This is a genomic window from bacterium (assembly GCA_031082185.1).
Lineage (GTDB): Bacteria > Sysuimicrobiota > Sysuimicrobiia > Sysuimicrobiales > Humicultoraceae > VGFA01.
On sequence record JAVHLI010000001.1, the window covers coordinates 354,531 to 371,065 of the forward strand.

General features: G+C 68.3%; 14 protein-coding genes. 12 read left to right on the forward strand and 2 right to left on the reverse strand.

Translation table 11 applies throughout. The features are described 5' to 3' along the window. Position 1: 1 nt before the first annotated feature. Both RDU83_01835 and RDU83_01840 read right to left on the reverse strand, forming a co-directional pair. Positions 2-1,180: a thiolase domain-containing protein gene (locus RDU83_01835; GenBank protein ID MDQ7839752.1), complete on the reverse strand. Its 1,179-nt coding sequence runs from the start codon at positions 1,178-1,180 to the stop codon at positions 2-4. Further along, positions 1,177-2,349, reverse strand: coding sequence for an acetyl-CoA acetyltransferase (locus RDU83_01840; GenBank protein ID MDQ7839753.1), 1,173 nt, complete (start codon positions 2,347-2,349; stop codon positions 1,177-1,179). Before RDU83_01840 ends, RDU83_01835 begins: the two co-directional genes overlap by 4 nt. Positions 2,350-2,582: 233 nt before the next feature. Here RDU83_01840 and fabF point away from each other — a divergent pair, with 233 nt between their 5' ends. The 12 genes from fabF (at position 2,583) to RDU83_01900 (ending at position 16,491) form a co-directional block, all read left to right on the forward strand. After that, positions 2,583-3,827: a beta-ketoacyl-ACP synthase II gene (gene fabF, locus RDU83_01845; GenBank protein MDQ7839754.1), complete on the forward strand. Its 1,245-nt coding sequence runs from the start codon at positions 2,583-2,585 to the stop codon at positions 3,825-3,827. A 22-nt stretch (positions 3,828-3,849) separates the two neighbouring features. Then, positions 3,850-6,000 (forward strand): cation-translocating P-type ATPase, encoded by a 2,151-nt coding sequence (locus RDU83_01850; protein MDQ7839755.1) that lies wholly within the window; start codon positions 3,850-3,852, stop codon positions 5,998-6,000. 205 nt (positions 6,001-6,205) lie between these two features. Beyond that, complete coding sequence (locus RDU83_01855) at positions 6,206-6,370, forward strand: hypothetical protein (protein ID MDQ7839756.1); 165 nt, start codon at positions 6,206-6,208, stop codon at positions 6,368-6,370. 33 nt (positions 6,371-6,403) lie between these two features. Further along, positions 6,404-7,363 carry a hypothetical protein gene (locus RDU83_01860; GenBank protein ID MDQ7839757.1) on the forward strand — a complete coding sequence of 320 codons (960 nt, stop codon included), beginning with the start codon at positions 6,404-6,406 and terminating at the stop codon, positions 7,361-7,363. A gap of 322 nt (positions 7,364-7,685) precedes the next feature. Next, the gene (locus RDU83_01865) at positions 7,686-8,432 is read left to right on the forward strand and encodes an aspartate/glutamate racemase family protein (GenBank protein ID MDQ7839758.1); all 747 of its coding nucleotides are present in this window, start codon (positions 7,686-7,688) and stop codon (positions 8,430-8,432) included. Then, entirely contained in the window at positions 8,419-9,015 is a 597-nt protein-coding gene (locus RDU83_01870; GenBank protein MDQ7839759.1) for an Lrp/AsnC family transcriptional regulator, read from the forward strand. Before RDU83_01865 ends, RDU83_01870 begins: the two co-directional genes overlap by 14 nt. Before the next feature lie 2 nt (positions 9,016-9,017). Further along, entirely contained in the window at positions 9,018-10,598 is a 1,581-nt protein-coding gene (locus RDU83_01875; GenBank protein MDQ7839760.1) for an ABC transporter substrate-binding protein, read from the forward strand. Positions 10,599-10,614: 16 nt separating this feature from the next. Next, a complete protein-coding gene (locus tag RDU83_01880; protein MDQ7839761.1) occupies positions 10,615-11,547 on the forward strand; it encodes an ABC transporter permease in 933 nt (310 codons plus the stop codon). After that, a complete protein-coding gene (locus RDU83_01885; protein ID MDQ7839762.1) occupies positions 11,540-12,433 on the forward strand; it encodes an ABC transporter permease in 894 nt (297 codons plus the stop codon). Before RDU83_01880 ends, RDU83_01885 begins: the two co-directional genes overlap by 8 nt. Beyond that, positions 12,430-13,581 carry a CapA family protein gene (locus RDU83_01890; protein ID MDQ7839763.1) on the forward strand — a complete coding sequence of 384 codons (1,152 nt, stop codon included), beginning with the start codon at positions 12,430-12,432 and terminating at the stop codon, positions 13,579-13,581. Before RDU83_01885 ends, RDU83_01890 begins: the two co-directional genes overlap by 4 nt. Positions 13,582-13,624: 43 nt before the next feature. Next, positions 13,625-15,400 carry a M28 family metallopeptidase gene (locus tag RDU83_01895; GenBank protein ID MDQ7839764.1) on the forward strand — a complete coding sequence of 592 codons (1,776 nt, stop codon included), beginning with the start codon at positions 13,625-13,627 and terminating at the stop codon, positions 15,398-15,400. Then, positions 15,397-16,491, forward strand: coding sequence for a zinc-binding dehydrogenase (locus tag RDU83_01900; protein ID MDQ7839765.1), 1,095 nt, complete (start codon positions 15,397-15,399; stop codon positions 16,489-16,491). The genes RDU83_01895 and RDU83_01900 overlap by 4 nt, the downstream gene beginning before the upstream one ends. Positions 16,492-16,535: the final 44 nt, after the last annotated feature.

Genomic DNA, 16,535 nt, shown 5'->3' on the forward strand with positions numbered 1-16,535 from the left:
CTCACGCGGGCCGCTGCGTGCCCAGGATCGTTACTGTTCCCACCTGCATCAGGTCGCCCCAGGCCTGGGCCAGGCCGCGCTCAGGCGTCCCCGGTACCTGGCGTGCTCCTGCTTCGCCGCGCAACTGCCAGAAGAGCTCCGCGACCTTCATCAGGCCGGCCGCGGTGATCGGATTGCCTACTCCGAGCAGGCCGCCGGACGGGCAGACCGGCATGGCCCCGTTGCGCGCGGTCACGCCCTGAGCGGTCAGCTCCGGCGCCTTGCCGCGGTCGGCGAGGAGCAGTCCTTCCAGGTGGTGTAGCTCTTTGTAGTCGAACGGGTCGTAGGGCTCGACGATGTGGATCTCCTTCCGGGGTTCACGCACTCCGGCCATATCGTACGCCATGCGCGCGGCCCGCTCCACGTACTCCGGGTAGGCCAGGTCGCGGTTGGTCCAGTAGGCGGTGTCGAGGTTCCAGCCCACTCCCTGCACCCACACTGGCCGGTCGGTGATCCGCTCCGCCACGCCTTCGGCGGCCATGACGATGGCGACCGCTCCATCGCTGACCGGGCTGACGTCGAGGCGCTGCACCGGCCAGGCCAACACCTCGGAATTCAAGACGTCTTCAACCGTTATGTTGGCTTCACCGAGCATCGCGCACGGGTGGTCGGCGGCGTTGCGCTTGTTCTTCACGGCGACCTGCGCGATGTCGCGCTTGGAGATGCCGTAGGCCTGCATGTAGCGGTTCATCTCCAGGGCGAAGATCCACAGCAGGTTGGGTTCCAGCGGGCGCTCGGTGGTGTGGTCGAAGATGGTCAGGAACGCCGCCTGGGCGTGCGGGTAGAAGCTCGACATCTTCTCCTCGGCGACCACCAGCACCACGTCGAACAGGCCGCTGGCGACGTGGTACCAGCCGTGCGGGCCAAGGAACACACCGGTTCCGCCTCCAACGTACGACCGCATCACCGGCTTGCCCCAGGCCCCGCTCCCGTCAGAGAGGTACTCGCCCTTCATGTGCACGCCGTCGAAGGCGTCGGGCGCGCTGCCGATGCAGACGCCGCCGACGTCGTTCAGCGTGAGCCCGCAGGAGTCCAGGGCCATCCGGGCGGCGTGCCAGGCCAGTTCTTTCGGCGTTTCCATGGCCCGCCGCACGAACCGGGTCATTCCGGCGCCTACCACGGCGACGCGTCGCATGCTCATGATTCCCTCCCGCCCAACTGGTTGCTCAGCACAGCCACGGCGCCGCCGGTAGTGGGCACCCCGCGCCAGGACTGAGCGAGCCCGGTGTGGACATCGCCGAGCTGTCGGGAGCCCGCCTGCCCCCGCAGCTGCAGCACCACTTCCAGGACGCGTGCCAGCCCGGAGGCCTCCAGCAGGTGGCCGACTCCCAGGCTCCCGCCGGATACGTTGACCGGCAGGCATCCGTCCGGGGCAGTCGCGCCTTCCACGGTAAGCGGTCCGGCCCTCCCTTGGGCGCAGAGCCCCAGTGCCTCCAGGTGCTGGAGTTCCTTGTAAGCGTAGGTGTCGTCCACCTCGGCGAACTGGATCTCTTCCGCCGGGTTACCGATACCGGCCATCTTGTACGCCATCGCCGCCGCCCGCTCCGCGTACACTGCCCTGGCCCAGCACCGGCTCTCCAGCGAGGGGCTGTCGTTGGCCCAGCCGATTCCGCGTATCCAAGCAGGATGGGGCGAGAGGCGCCCGGCGGTCTCGGCGTCTGCCAGGACGATGACGATCGCGCCGTCGGCGTGGTCGCTGATCTCCAGACGGGCCAGCGGTGAGGCCACTGCTTCGGACGCCAGCACGTCCTCGGTTCGGAGGTCGGCCCCGTACGCGGCGGCAGGGTTGCGCAGCGCGTTGCGCCGGTTCTTTGTGACCACCGCCGCGCATTGCTCGCGCGTCGCCCCGGACTCGTGCGTGTAGCGGCAGGCCTCCAGCCCGGCCACGGCGAGCGGGTTGGCCGCCAGCGGCCTGTTGAGGATCGGGTCCAGCGCGTAGGCCGTGATGTGCGGAAGGGTGAGGATGTTGCTGGCCTTGCTGTGTCCTTCCACAACTACGACCCGGAACCGGCCGGTCAGGATCTGCATCACCGCGGCAGCCAGCCCGTGCAGGCCGTCGCCGGTGATTGTGTGTACGGGTCGCTGCGCCCCGCCGATCTGGTCGGGCACGTACTCATCGAAGATGCTCGTGCCCTCGTGGAAGTCCTCGGACACGGTCACGAAGCTGTCCACGTCGCGCCGTGGGTTCACGCCGGCATCGGCGTAGGCACGGACCGCGGCTTCGTAGATCAACTCCTTGTAGGAGGCCTCGGGTGTGACAGGCCGGAAGCCGGCCCAGCCTACGCCGATGATTGCAACGGGGTGCGTCATGGAATCCTCCTGACGGACTTGGGGCGGGGGCTCACTCCATGTGGCTTCTTCGCCTGGTGTCGCGGTACCTTCCGTCCGGGAAGTCGGCCCGGGCCGCGGTCCCCCTCTGTAACCGGCAGGGATAGGATCCTCGTACCAAACGCAGGCACTCTTGCAAATAGTGACGCCATACGCAAGAACAGACTCGTGCGGTGGGGTTACTCCCCCCCGCTGAACTCTGATACCATAACCTCGTGAGTTCCCCCCGCGACGATGTGGTTGTAACCGGCCTGGGGGCCGTCACCCCCGTAGGTTTGAGCGCGTCCGCCACATGGCAGGCCCTGTGTGCCGGCCGGTCCGGCGTCGGACGCCTTACGCAGTTCGACGCCTCGGGGCTCCCGGTGCAGATCGCCGCCGAGGTGAAGGAGTTCGATCCGTCACGGTACGTGGACGGCAAGATGGCCGGCCGCCTGGAACGGTTTGCGCAGTTCGCGCTGGCGGCCGCTACCGAGGCGCTCGCGGACGCGGGTCTGAACGTGGGGGAGGCCGAGGCGGACCGGATCGGCGTGGTGATGAACACCGGCGGCGGCGGGCTCGGACTGATGGAGCGGGAGAAGGCCGTGCTGGACTCACGCGGCCCACGCCGCGTGAGTCCGCTGTTCGTCCCGATGATGATGTCCAACATCGCCTCCTGCCAGATCTCGATCTCGCTGGGGCTTCGCGGTCCGGTCCTCACCTCGACCGCAGCGTGCGCGGCGGGTGTGCTCGCGGTGGTGGACGCGGCCCGGCTGATCCGGGACGGTGAGGCGGACGTTATCATCGCCGGCGGGTGCGAGTCGGCGCTGACTCCCCTCTCGTTTGCCGCGATGTCGAACATGCGGGCCCTGTCCAGGCGCAACGACGAGCCCGAACGGGCCAGTCGGCCCTTCGATCTGAACCGGGACGGGTTCGTCTTCGGGGAGGGATCGGTCGCGCTGGTGCTGGAGCGCCGGGACCATGCAGAGGCCCGAGGGGCGCGGATCTATGCCGCGGCCATGGGGGGCGCCGTTACCGCCGATGCGTACCACGTCGCCGCGCCCGATCCCGAGGGCCGCGGGGCGGCACGGGCGATGACTCGCGCGCTGCAGTACGCTGGGCTCTCCCCGGATGACGTGGACTACATCTGCGCTCACGCCACGGCCACCGAGGTTGGCGACGTGGCCGAGGCCCGCGCGATCCGGCAGGCTCTGGGGCACCGCGCGGACCGCGTCGCGGTCAGCGCTCCGAAGTCCATGGTAGGGCACCTTATGGGCGCAGCCGGCGCTTTAGGCGCGCTTGTTGCGGTCAAAGCAATCCACGAAGGCGTTGTCCCTCCCACCATCAACCTCGAACGGCAGGATCCGGAGTGCGATCTGGACTGCGTGCCGAACGTGGCCCGGCGCATGGAGGTCGGTGTCGCCATGGTCAACGGTTTCGGCTTCGGCGGTCAGAACATCGTCGCCGTATTCGCGCGCGCGTGAGCGAGCAGCGTGAACAAGCAGCGTGAACAAGCAGGTTGAACTCCCGGTCGCCGGCATGGACTGCGCCGACTGCGCGGCCCGGATCGAACGCGCGCTGCGCCGGGTCGCAGGGGTCGAAAGCGCGTACGTCTCGTTAGGGTCCGGCCGCGCCACGGTCGTGTTCGATCCATCGCGGGCATCGGAGGCGCATCTGGCGCAGGCCGTAGAGGCGCTGGGCTATCGTGTGCCGGGTTCACGTGCCTCCCTCCAGGCCCATCAAGGAGCAGCGCCCCGGCTCTTTGGGATCGTCTCAGGGCTTTTCGTGGTGGCGGTCGCCTGCGCCGTCCTGATCGGACTGGCTGCCGAGCGCCTGGGGCTGATCGAGGCGGCGTCCCGTCTGATTCCTGCGCCGGTTGCGCTTGCCGCGGTGCTGATCGGCGGCCTTCCGATCTTCCGCAAGGTCTTCCTGGCAGTTCGCGCCCGGAGCGTAACCCCCCACGCCCTTATGACGCTGGGCATCGCAGGAGCGCTGATCATCGGAGAATACGGTGCGGCCGCGGTCATCGTCTTCTTCATGCGTTTCGCCGACTTCCTCGACGCCTACACCGCGGGCCGCGCCCGGCAGGCCATCCAGGAACTGGTGGCACTGCAGCCCCTTGAGGCTCGGGTCATGCGTGACGGCGGCGAGGTTGAAGTGCCCGCCTCCGAGGTCAAGGTGGGCGAGACCGTCCTGGTCAAGCCGGGCGAGCGGATCCCGGTTGACGGCACGATACTCTCCGGGCGTGCCTCGATCAACCAGGCCCCAATCACCGGTGAGGCCATGCCCGTTGAGAGGGCAGAGGGGCAGGCCGTGCTCGCAGCCACGATCAGCCTGGACGGCGCGCTGCGGATCCGAGCCGAGCACGTTGGCGCGGACAGCACCTTTGGCCGCATCGTGCGGCTGGTGGAAGAAGCCGAAGCCCGCAAGAGCGGAGCGCAACGTCTGGCCGACCGCGTTACCGCGTACTACATCCCGGTGGTGAGTGGGGTGGCCGCGGCCGCATGGTTGATCGGCGGCTCGGCAAGCGCCGGGGTGGCCGTGCTCGTCGTCTCGTGTTCGTGCGGGATAGCGCTGGCGACCCCGGTCGCGGTGGTCGCGGCGGTCGGAAGCGCCGCCCGCCGTGGCATCCTCGTCAAAGGCGGGACAGCACTGGAGGCCCTGGCGCGGGCGGAGATACTGCTGCTGGACAAGACCGGGACCCTGACCGTGGGCAGGCCGCAGATGACCGGCGTCTATCCAGAGGGAGGTCGTACCGCCGCCGAGGTGCTGGCAGTCGCCGCCGTCGCCGAGCGTTACTCCGAACACCCGGCGGCGGCGGCGGTGATGGCCGCTGTTTCCAGTACCATCAATACCCCGCCGCGGGGCGAGGCGGCCTTCCTGCCGGCCGGCGGAACTGAGGACGCGGCGCGGATCGAGGTAGCTCCGGGCCGCGGCGTGATCGTGCACGAGCACGGCCGGCAGGTCGTGGTTGGGAGCCGGCGACTGTTCGCCGAGCGCGATCTTTCCCTGCCCGAGCGGCTGACCGACGAGGCGGCGGCGCTGGAGGCCGCCGGCCAGACGGTGCTGTTCGTCGCCGAGGATGGCTGCACCGCCGGGCTAATCGCCATTGCCGACGCGCCCAGGCCCGAGGTGCCGGAAGCGCTCCGGGCGCTGCGTGCGATGGGCCTGGAGCGCATCATTATGCTCACGGGCGACAACGCGCGCGCCGCCCGGGCGATCGCGGACGCTCTAGGGGTGGAGTGCCGGGCAGAGATGCTCCCGGAGGACAAGATCGCGGTCGTGCAGGCCTTTCAGGCCGAAGGCCGCGTAGTCGCCATGATCGGCGACGGCATCAACGATGCCCCGGCCCTGGCCCAGGCCGACGTCGGCATCGCCATGGGCACCACCGGGACCGCGGCGGCGCTGGAGGCCGCCGACGTCGCCATCATGCGCGATGACTGGCGCCTGGTGCCGGAGGCGGTGCGAATCAGCCGGGAGGCGTTCGGCGTCATTCGCCAGAACCTGTATGGCACCGTTGCCTACAACCTGACGGGCATCACCCTTGCGGCCGTCGGCCTGCTGCCTCCGGTGCTGGCAGCGGCGGCGCAGGTGATCCCCGACTTCCTGATCCTGTTGAACTCGGGACGGTTGCTGCGGTCCGGAGGGCGTCGGTGATGCGCGGCCAGAAGCGTCTGCACACCGGGATGTCGTAGCCCAGTAATCCTGTCACCCTAATGGCTCTATGAATATGTCACCCCTGGGTTTGGAGCTGCCTACGTCGCGCAGTGGTTATGGTCGCTTGCCGCCAGGGGTGATCCGGCGGCGGGATGTACCTCTCCCGGGGTGGCTGTTCGCCGTTGCCTGGGAGAGGGGTACTCGGATGCGGCTTGCCCTCAACGAATCGCTCCAGGGGCTGTCCAGAGGGGTGCTTCTCTGGCGTGAGCGCCTTGGCGGCGAGGCGCTGGCCGCGGTAATACACAGCGAGCGTGCCATCCAGATGTGCGTGGACATCGACGCGGGCTCGGGCATAGCTGCGTCCACCTGATCCGGGTCGGAGCTGGAGGAGACGGCCGTCGAGTTGGATGGTGTTATCGTTTTGGACGGTGCGCTGGTACTTGAAGCAGCAGATGCGGTCGAGGTCTCTCTGGGCCGGGGCCGGGCGCCAAGCGGGCTCGGGGTGCGCAGGGGCGTGAGTGAAGCGAGCATTGTAGCGTGGGAGAAAGCGATCGAGCACGCACTGGGCCTGAGAGAGCGTGCGCGCCTGGGCGAGGCGGAGCTCGATGACCAGGCGATCCTGGAAGGTGCCAAAGAGCCGCTCGATCCGCCCCTTGGCCTGTGGGGAATGCGCACCGATCCAGCGGATGCCGAGTTCCTGGAGGGCGCGTCCTACCTGGGTGGACGCGGGCCGGCCCTGGAGCTGCTCAGCCAGGGTGAGTGGGGCGCGGGGATCGCGGTGGAAGATCCCGTGGCGGTCGGTGTAGGCCGCAGTGGGGAGGCCATAGCGCCGGATGATCTGGCGGAGGAGCAGGAAGTAGCCGTGGGCATCTTCCTCCAGGCGGAAGACGCCGCCGAGGACCTGGCCCGTGGCGTCATCGATGGCGGCGTGGAGCACGAGGCGCGGCCCGCGATCTTCGAGCCAGGGGTGATGGCTGCCGTCCATCTGGACGAGGAGGCCGGCTTGGGGCATGCGTTCCCGGCGGCTGCGATGGCGTGGGGGACGGCGGGTACGGGGGCTGCCGATCCCGGCCGCGCGGAGGAGCCGCTGCACGGTCTGGCGGGAAAGCCGGAGGCCCTCGCGCTCCCGGAGCAACTCGGTGAGGTGGTGATCGTTCACGCCCTCATAGGTGGTACGGGCCAGGGTGAGGATGCGGTCCCTGACGGCCTCCGGGAGGCGCCGCGAGGAGGGGCGGCCGCGGTTGCCATGGGCGAGGGCAGCGAGGCCCTGCTGGCGCAGGCAGGCCAGCAGCCGTCGGAGAGGTGGCGAAGGGAAAGGCCCAACAGCACAGCGGCCTCCGTAGCCCGTAGAACGCCGTGCTGAACCCGGGCCAAGACTTGGACACGGTGTTGCTCCTTCTGGGTCAAGATAATCGTCTCCCTAGTCATGCTCCCAGGGTGACAGATTCATTGGCCCGTTGGCGGGTGACAAAATCATTGACCTATTACACGTCTGCACACCGGGATTGACCCCTCGATCCCACCGTGATAGTCTTTCACAAAACAAGCCGACCGAGCTTCTATTTTCCGGTATTCGCAATCCTCCTGCCCCCTGCTTAGGAATTCAGAGTACGGAGGTGCCTGGAATGCGGGGACTCTATCTCGTTCCTGGAGAGATAACACGTTGGCGGGGAGGCGCGCAGGAATTGGCGCGCCGGCGCGACGTGGTTCAGCGCGTCGCCGGTCCCACGTGGGCCATAGAGGCCTGGGACGTGAAGGGCGGGCCGCTGTCGATAGAGTCCGCGTACGAGGAGTACCTGTCCATACCCGGTTCCGTGGAGCGCCTGGTTGAGGCCGAGCGCGCCGGGTTCGACGGCGCCATCCTGGGATGCTTCGGGGATCCGGGGATCGACGCGATCCGCGAGATGGTCTCGATACCCGTGATCGGCCCGGGCGAGGCGGCGATGCTGCTGGCCGCGACGCTGGGACACAGGTTCAGCATCGTGACGGTCCTCCCATCGGTGATACCCTTGCTCGAGCGGCTGGCATGGCAGGTGGGGGTGGACCGTAAACTTGCCTCGGTGCGCGCGGTCGACATCCCGGTGCTCGAGATCGCCAAGGATCCGGGCAGGACCTTCTCCCGGATGGTCCGTGAGGCCGAGGCGGCGCGCGACCAGGAGCGGGCGGACGCCATCGTGATGGGCTGCATGACGATGGCCTTCCAGGGCGCGCAGGACGAGATGTCCGAGCGCCTCGGCATCCCAGTCGTCAACCCCGTGCACGCGGCGACGAAGATGATGCAGATGTTGTGCGAGCTCGGCTTGCGCCACAGCCGCAGGGCCTACCCGGTACCCCCGAAGATCACGAAGCAGGCCTCGCGTCAGGTCAAACGCCAGGCCAAGCGCAAGGGCGAAGCCAAGGCCACAGGGGTGGTTTCCCGTGGGCCGCGTTAGCCATCTGGACGCGCTCGACAAGGGCATCATCCGCGCGCTGCAGCGCGACGGGCGCGCCAGCTTCAGCACCATGGCAAGGGCGCTGGGCGTCACCGAGGGAACGGTGCGCAACCGCCTCTCCCGCCTCCTTGCCGACCGGGTAATCCGGGTGGTGGCCGTGGCCGACCTACTGAAGGTCGGGATGCACGCGGCGGCCATCACCGGCATGAACGTCCAGCGCAGCAAGATGAGCCGGGCCCTGGCCCGCCTGATGGAGATGCCCGAGGTCCGCTACGTCGCGGTCACCACGGGCACCTTCGACATCATCGTCGAGGTCGTGCTACCCGATACCGACAGCCTGCACGACTTCCTGGTGGACGGCCTGGCGAGCGTGCCCGGCCTGATCAGGACCGACACCTCAATGATCCTGAAGATCCACAAGCAGAGCTACATCTGGCTTCCGGAACCGGCCGGTGTGGCTCCGAGTGACTCCAGCGTGAAATCGAAGCAGCGTCACGCGAAGCAGGGCGAATCTAAGCAGCGCGAATCTAAGCAGCGCCGGGGCGATTCGAAGCCACGGCGACGCAAGACAAAGGGGGAGTAATCATGCGCTTCCGCACCATTGGCATCCTTGTGGTGGGTCTGGTCCTGGTCGTCGGAGGGCTTCCGCCGGCGAGCGGTGGGCCGGCGTCGGGCGGGGGATCCGTTGTGTTCCCGATCGTTGCCGACCCCACATTCAACCCGTGGCACCCTCGAGCGTTCGTCGAGTCGGTGTTTCCGAACCGCGTGATCTACAATGGGCTGACGAAGCCTGGCAAGAACCTCCAGCCCGCGCCCGACCTAGCGGAGCGCTGGGAGATCTCGTCCGATGGGCTCGTCTGGACGTTTTTCTTGCGCAAGGGCGTCAAGTGGCACGACGGAAGGGACTTCACTTCAGAGGACGTCAAGTTCACCTACGACATCGTCATGGACCCCAAGCTTGCCGCGTCGGGGTCCGCGAACTTCCGGACGGTGAAGGAGGTCAAGATCGTCGATCCGCACACGGTGCAGTTCGTGCTCCACAGTCCCGTGGCGAGCTTGGCGGCGTTTGTTGGTACGAACGCCGGCATTATCCCCAAGCACGCCTTCCAGGGGATCGCCGACCCCTGGACCCACGACGCCTTCAACAAGCGCGCACCGATCGGCACCGGCGCTTTCAAGATGAAGGAGTACGTGCCGGGGGCGTACGTCACGCTGGAGCGCAACCCCAACTACTTCGCGGGAACGCCGACGCTCGATACGGTCACCTTCAAGGTGTTGCCCGACATCAACGCGCAGGTCGCGCAGCTGCTCTCGGGCGACCTGACCCTCGTTTTCATCGACAACCCGGCGCTGGTACGTGCGGTCAGGGGCCGGCCGAACATAGACGTCACGACCGTGCCGCAGACCAACTTCTACTACCTGGCGCCCAACTTCCAGACCGCGGTGTTCCAGGACCGCCGGGTCAGGCAGGCGATCATGCACTCCTGGGACCGGCCCGCGATGATCAACGGGTTCCTGCAGGGCTTCGCGCAGCCCGCGACAGGCCCGGTCTCACCTGCGCTGCGGGCGTACTACAACCCGAACGTCAAGACCTACGACTTCGACCGCAGCAGGGCGCGCGCCCTGCTGGCCGAGGCCGGCTGGCGGCCGGGCCCCGACGGGATGCTCACGAAGGACGGCCAGAGGTTCCGTTTCACCCTGACCTACGCGACCGTGCAGTACTTCGAGCCGCTGGCGGCGCTGGTGCAGCAGTACCTGAAGGCGGTCGGGATCGACGTCGTTCTCGAAGGCCTGGAGTTCAACCAGTTCATCACGCAGCGGCTGCTGCCGCGCAAGTTCGAGGCCTTGCTGGGTTGGTGGGTCACACCAGCCGACCCCGACTTCTTCAACTACCTGCACTCCAGCGCTGCCGAAAAGGGCTTCAACTTGCCGCTCTACAACAACAAGGAAGTCGATGCCCTCCTCGAGGCGGGACGCCAGGCGACCAACGTGCGCGACCGCCAGAAGGCGTACACTAGGTTCCAGGAGCTCGTGGCCGAGGACCTGCCCTACCTGTACCTCTGGTGGCCGAGCGAGATCCGCGCCGTCAACAAGCGCCTGAGCGGTCTGCCCAACATCGGCCTGCGGGACGCCTTCCAGTACACGCACGAGTGGAGGTGGCAGTAGCCTGAGCAGGTTCCTGCTGCTGCGCGCGGCCCAGGCGCTGGTGGTGCTCTTCGTCGTCTCCACGCTGACGTTCTTGATGGTCAGCCTGGCCCCTGGCGGGCCGGCCATCATGGCGACGATGGAGACGACCGCGGAGATGCGCGACGCCCACCGGCGCCGGCTTGGGCTCGACGAGCACGTGGCGATCCGGTTCGCCAAGTGGACCGCTGCCGCGGTGCGTCTTGAGTTTGGCCGCTCGTTCAACGACGGACGCCCTGTCGCCGAGGTTATAGGGGAGAGGCTGCCCAACACCCTGCTCCTCGGCGGCACGGCGCTCCTGCTCTCTGTGCTCGTAGGCATCCCTGCGGGTATCGTCTCTGCCACCCGCCGCTACTCGGCAACCGACCACATTGTCACCTTCTTGAGCTTCGTCGGGGTCTCGATCCCCGCGTTCTGGTTTGCGATCCTGCTGATCCTTGCGTTCTCAGTGCGTCTCGATTGGCTTCCGGCCTCCGGGATGGCCACCATCGGCGCCTCGTTCTCGCTCGGCGACCGCGTGGCGCACCTGACCCTGCCGGCGCTGGTGCTGGCGACGGCGACGCTCCCGAATCTGGTCCGATTCATGCGGTCGGCGCTGATCGAGGAGATCGACCAGGACTACGTGCGCACGGCGCGCGCGAAGGGGCTCGCCAACCGCCGCGTCCTCTCGCACCACGCGATCCGCAACGCCCTCATTCCCGTGATCACGATGCTCGGTGTACTGATCCCGAGGCTCGTCGGCGGTGCCGTCATTACCGAGACCATCTTCGCCTGGCCCGGCATGGGCCAGCTCGCGGTCTCGTCGGCCGTGGGCCGCGACTACCCGCTCGTCATGGGGCTGACGATCGTGGTGGCGATGGTGGTCATCGTCTCCAACCTGATGGTGGACGTCGCCTACGGCTGGCTCGACCCGCGGATCACCTATGGCTAGTGCGTCCGAGCCCGTAGACGCGACGACGGCCGGTTCGCACCCGCCACGTAAGCTCTGGCGGATCGCCGCCCAGCGGCTACGCCGGAACCCGCCGGCCCTTATCGCGGCGGGATTCCTGGTCCTGATTCACCTGGGTGCGGTCCTTGGCCCGTCGGTGTTGGGCCGCGACCCGTTTCTCACCGATCCGCTCTCCACGCTGCACGCCATCAGCCTCCGGCACCCTCTGGGCACCGATGAGGTGGGCCGCGACGTGCTGGCCCGCCTGATGTTGGGCTCGCGCGTCTCGCTGACGGTCGGGTTCGTGGCGATGGCCATTTCGGTCTCGGTGGGCATCACGGTGGGAGCGCTGTCGGGCTACTTCGGACGGTGGCCGGACGTCGCGCTGATGCGGTTCACCGACGCGATGATGGCGCTGCCCACGTTCTTCGTGATCCTGGCCGCGCTGGCGGTCTTCGGCGGAGGGCCGGTGGCCGCCACGGTGGTCATCGGGTTGACCGCGTGGATGCCGGTGGCGCGCATCGTGCGCAGCGAGTACCTTCGCTGGCGCGTCACGGAGTTCGTCGAGGCCGCGCGGGCCATCGGCGCGGGCGACGGTCGGATCATGGTTCGGCACATCCTGCCACAGGTTACCCCCTCGATCATTGTGGCCGCCACGCTCAACGTCGCCTTTGCGATCCTGACCGAGTCGGCGATCTCGTACCTGGGGCTCGGAATCAGGCCGCCGCTGCCCTCTTGGGGGAACATGCTGCAGAACGCGCAGATCTACCTTTGGTCGGCGCCGAACCTGGCGATGTACCCCGGCATGCTGATCCTGGCCACGGTGCTGGCTTACAACTTCCTGGGCGACGGCCTGCGCGACGCCCTTGATCCGAGGCTGAAGCTATGAAGGGAACCCACGCCTCCCGCGCCTGGACCCTGGCCGCGGCGGGCGACATCATGCTGGAACACCTGCCCGCCGCGAACCCCCTCCACGACCTGCTCCGGCGCGCGGACTTTGCGTTCGCGAACGTGGAGGCGCCGCTCTCCGACCGCGGCCACCCTGCGGACAAGCTCATCGTGCTGCGGTCAGCGCCCTCTCTCGCGTCCGTCCTGCCGAATCTAGGGCTCTCCGTAGTGTCATTTGCCCACAACCACGCCCTCGACTTCGGGATCCCGGCCCTGGAGCAGACGCTCGAGGTGGTGCGGGCCGCGGGCGTCCGGGTCGTAGGCGCCGGGGCCACCCTGGACGAGGCGCTACGGCCGGCGTTCACGGAGTGTCCGTCCGTCGAGCCCTCTTCCATTCGGCGCGCACCCTCCGGGCACCCGCCGGTGCGCGTCGCGTGGCTCGGGTTTGCCTCGACGCTGCCGACCGGATCCGCCGCTGCGCCCGGGCGGCCGGGCGTTGCGCCCCTGCGCGTGCGCGTGCGGATCGAGGCCGACGCTTCGGTCGCCGAGGAGCAGCCCGGTACCTCGCCGTACGTCTCCACGGAGGTAGTCGCGGAGGATCTCGACCGCGCCGCCGCGGCGGTGCGCGCGGCAACCCGAGAGTCGGACGCCGTAATCGTGAGCGTCCATTGGGGCGTGCCGCCTGGGTGGGCGGCGCCGTTCCAGGGCATCCTGGCGGACTACCAGCAGCCGGCGGCGCACGCGCTCATCGAGGCCGGAGCTGCCGCCATACTGGGTCACCACCCGCACTGCCTGCACGGCGTTGAGGTCTACCGCGGCAGGCCTATCCTCTACAGCATGGGGAACTTCTTGTTCCACGCCATGGGCGAGGGGAGGCGCTTCGAGCTGGGTAGGCCGGCGCCGCCCTACCGCATGGAGGCAGTCAGCACCCCCGAGCTGGCGGAGTCGGCGGTCTTCGTGCTTGAGTTCGACGGCGCAAGCTGCAGGCGTCTCGTGGTACACCCCACCGCCAGCGACCCGGCAGGCGAGCAGTGCGCGGCGGCCCCGGAGCAGGTCTTTCGGATACTGGCGCGGATGCGGGCGATGAGCGCTGCGCTCGGGACGGAACTGAGGACGGCCGGAGAGACAGGGTATATCGATCTCACTTGAGAGTTCATCCGACGAGAACCCACCCTAAGGAGGCGTACGACATATGAGCACGGTCAGCGACTGGCGCAACCAGGCCGACGAGCAGGCGCTCGTCGAAGACGTATCGCTGGACGAGCCCTGGCCGCTCGTCGAGAAGTTCAACGGGCTGGTCCGCGAGTCCGGCACCAAGCAGGAGAAGCGGGCCTTCGATTACATCAGCAAGCGTCTGAAGAAGCACTGCGTTCCCCACACCATCCACACGCCTACGCTGCTGATCAGCGTGCCCCGGCGCGCGCGGTTGGAGATCCTGGCGCCCGAGCGCCGCGCGGTGGCCGCGAAGACGCCTTCGATGTCGCACTCCACCGGCGGTCGGTGGAAGCGCGGCCAGGTTGTGTACGTTCCCACGCACCACATGGGCCACATCCGAGGGCTATTCGAGGGCGTGGGGAGGGATATGCCCGAGGTCGCGGGCAAGATCGTCCTGACCGAGGGCTACGCCTCGCCTGGCAAGGTGGCCGACTTCACCAAGGCAGGCGCGATCGGCGTCATCTTCATCAGTCCTGGCGAGCGGATCCACGAGGGCATCTGTACGACCATCTGGGGCTCGCCCGACCTGGACTCGTGGGAGCGCAAGCCGACGATTCCTGTAGTCTCCGTGAACAAGACCGACGGCGCCTGGCTGCGCGACCTGGCTCAGGGCGGCGAGGTCAAGGCCCGCCTTTCCACGAAGCTGGACGAAGGCTGGGTCGAGTGCCCGGTGTGTGTGGCCGAAATCCCCGGCCGCGAGGCGCCCGAGGAGTTTGTCCTGGTCCACGGCCACCTGGACGGCTGGCACCAGGGCATCGGCGACAACGCCACGGGCAACGCCACCCTTCTGGAACTCGCGCGCGTCCTCTGGAAGCACCGGGACCGGCTGGCGCGCACGGTGCGGATCGCCTGGTGGTCAGGTCACTCCCAGGGCCGGTACGCCGGTTCGGTATGGTACGCTGACGAGTTCGGGCTCGACATCGACGCCAACTGCGTCGCGCACATCAACTGCGACTCCACGGGCTGCCGGTGGGCCACCGTGTACGAGGACGTCTTCTGGATGAGCGAGGCCGAGGGCATCGGGAAGGCGGTCATCAAGGACGTGACCGGCCTCGATGCCGCCGGCGGGCGGCCGCTGCGCGCGGGTGACTGCTCGTTCTCGAACGTCGGCGTCTCGACCTTCTACATGCTGTCATCCACGATGCCCAAGCCGCTCTTGGAGGAGAAAGGCTACTACCCCGTGGGCGGTTGTGGCGCCAACATCGCCTGGCACACCGAGGACGATACACTCGAGATTGCCGACCGCGACAACCTGCTGCGCGACACGAAGGTCTACACCGTCGCGGCCTACCGGGCGGCCAACGCCCCGCTGCACCCGCTCGATTTCCGCGCGCTGGCCGAGGAGATGGCCGGCACGCTGAAGGCATACGGCGATGCGGCAGGGGGCGCGTTCGATCTCAGCCAGCCGCTCGCAGAGGCGAAGGCGCTGCGAGCCGACCTCGACCGCTGGTACCTCGACCGCGCTGGCCTGGGCGGCCGACCGGCATCCGACCCCGCGGTGCGGGCGGCCAATACCACGCTGCGGAAACTCGCGCGCGTCCTTGTGCGGATCAACTACACCCGCGCCGGCCGGTTCCGCCACGACCCGGCGGTGGACGTGCCTCCGCTGCCCGATCTGGCTCCGGCCAAGACCCTGGCGGGAATCGAGCCGGGGGGGCACCGATACCGCGTGACGCTGACGCACCTGGTGCGCGGCCGTAACCGCGTGACCGCGGCGCTGCGTGAGGCACGGGGGCTGGTGGCGGCACCATGAGAGCCGCCGTCATCCACCGTCACGGCGGTCCCGAGGTCCTGAACATCGAGGAGGTTCCGATTCCCACGGCCGGCCCAGGCGAGGCCCTGATCCGGGTCGGCGCCTGCGCGCTGAACAACATGGACATCTGGGCGCGCTCGGGCCCGCCCGGGGGCCGGGTCGTCTTCCCCTGGCGTGAGCGGAAGTTCCCACTCACGACGGGCGGGGACGTGGCAGGGACGGTGGTGGCTGTAGGGTCCGAGACGGGAGTGCCCGCGGGGCCCGGTGTCCTGCCCGCCGCCTCCGGCGCCCAAGAGTGGCAGCCCGGCGACCGCGTCGTGATCAACCCGATCCTGGCGTGCGGACGGTGCGGGTTCTGCCTCGCTGGCGAGCAGACGATGTGCCTCTCGTACAAGATCTTCGGCGAGCACACGCCCGGCGGGCTGGCCGAGTATGTGGTCGCGCCCTTCGCGAACCTGATCCGTGTCCCAGACCACGTGTCCTTCGAGAAGGCGGCCGTGCCCGCGGCCTACTGCACCGCCTGGCGGATGATGATCACCGCCGGGGGCCTCCGCGCGGGTGAGGACGTGCTGGCCGTCGGCGCCTCAGGCGGCGTGGGAACCGCGGTGCTTCTGATCGCGCGGATGGCCGGCGCGCGCCGGATCTTCGCCGTATTGGGCGGGCCCGAGAAGGCGGCCAAGGCCGCGGCCGCCGGCGCAATCCCCATAGACCACAGGGAGCACCCGAACTTCAGCGAGCAGATACTGGCCGCCACCGACGGCGCCGGAGTGCACCTCGCGGCCGACCCCGTCGGCGCGCCGTCTTGGCAGCAGACAATTCGCAGCCTCCGCCGCGGCGGCCGCATGACGATCTGCGGCGCCTCCGGCGGCGAGCGGCCCGACTTCGACATCCGCGAGGTCTACCAGTGCCACCGCCGGATCATAGGCGCGCCGATGGGCAACGCGAGTGACTTGCGCGCGGTTATGTCCGCGATCTTCACTGGCGCGATAGATCCCATCCTGCACGCTGTGCTGCCCCTTTCCGAGATCCGGGAAGCCCACCGGATCATGGGCGCGCGGGAGCACTTCGGCAAGGTGGTGATGGTGCCGTAGGGTGTTGCGTTAGGAGCAACCGACGCACCCTATTGACAGGGGTG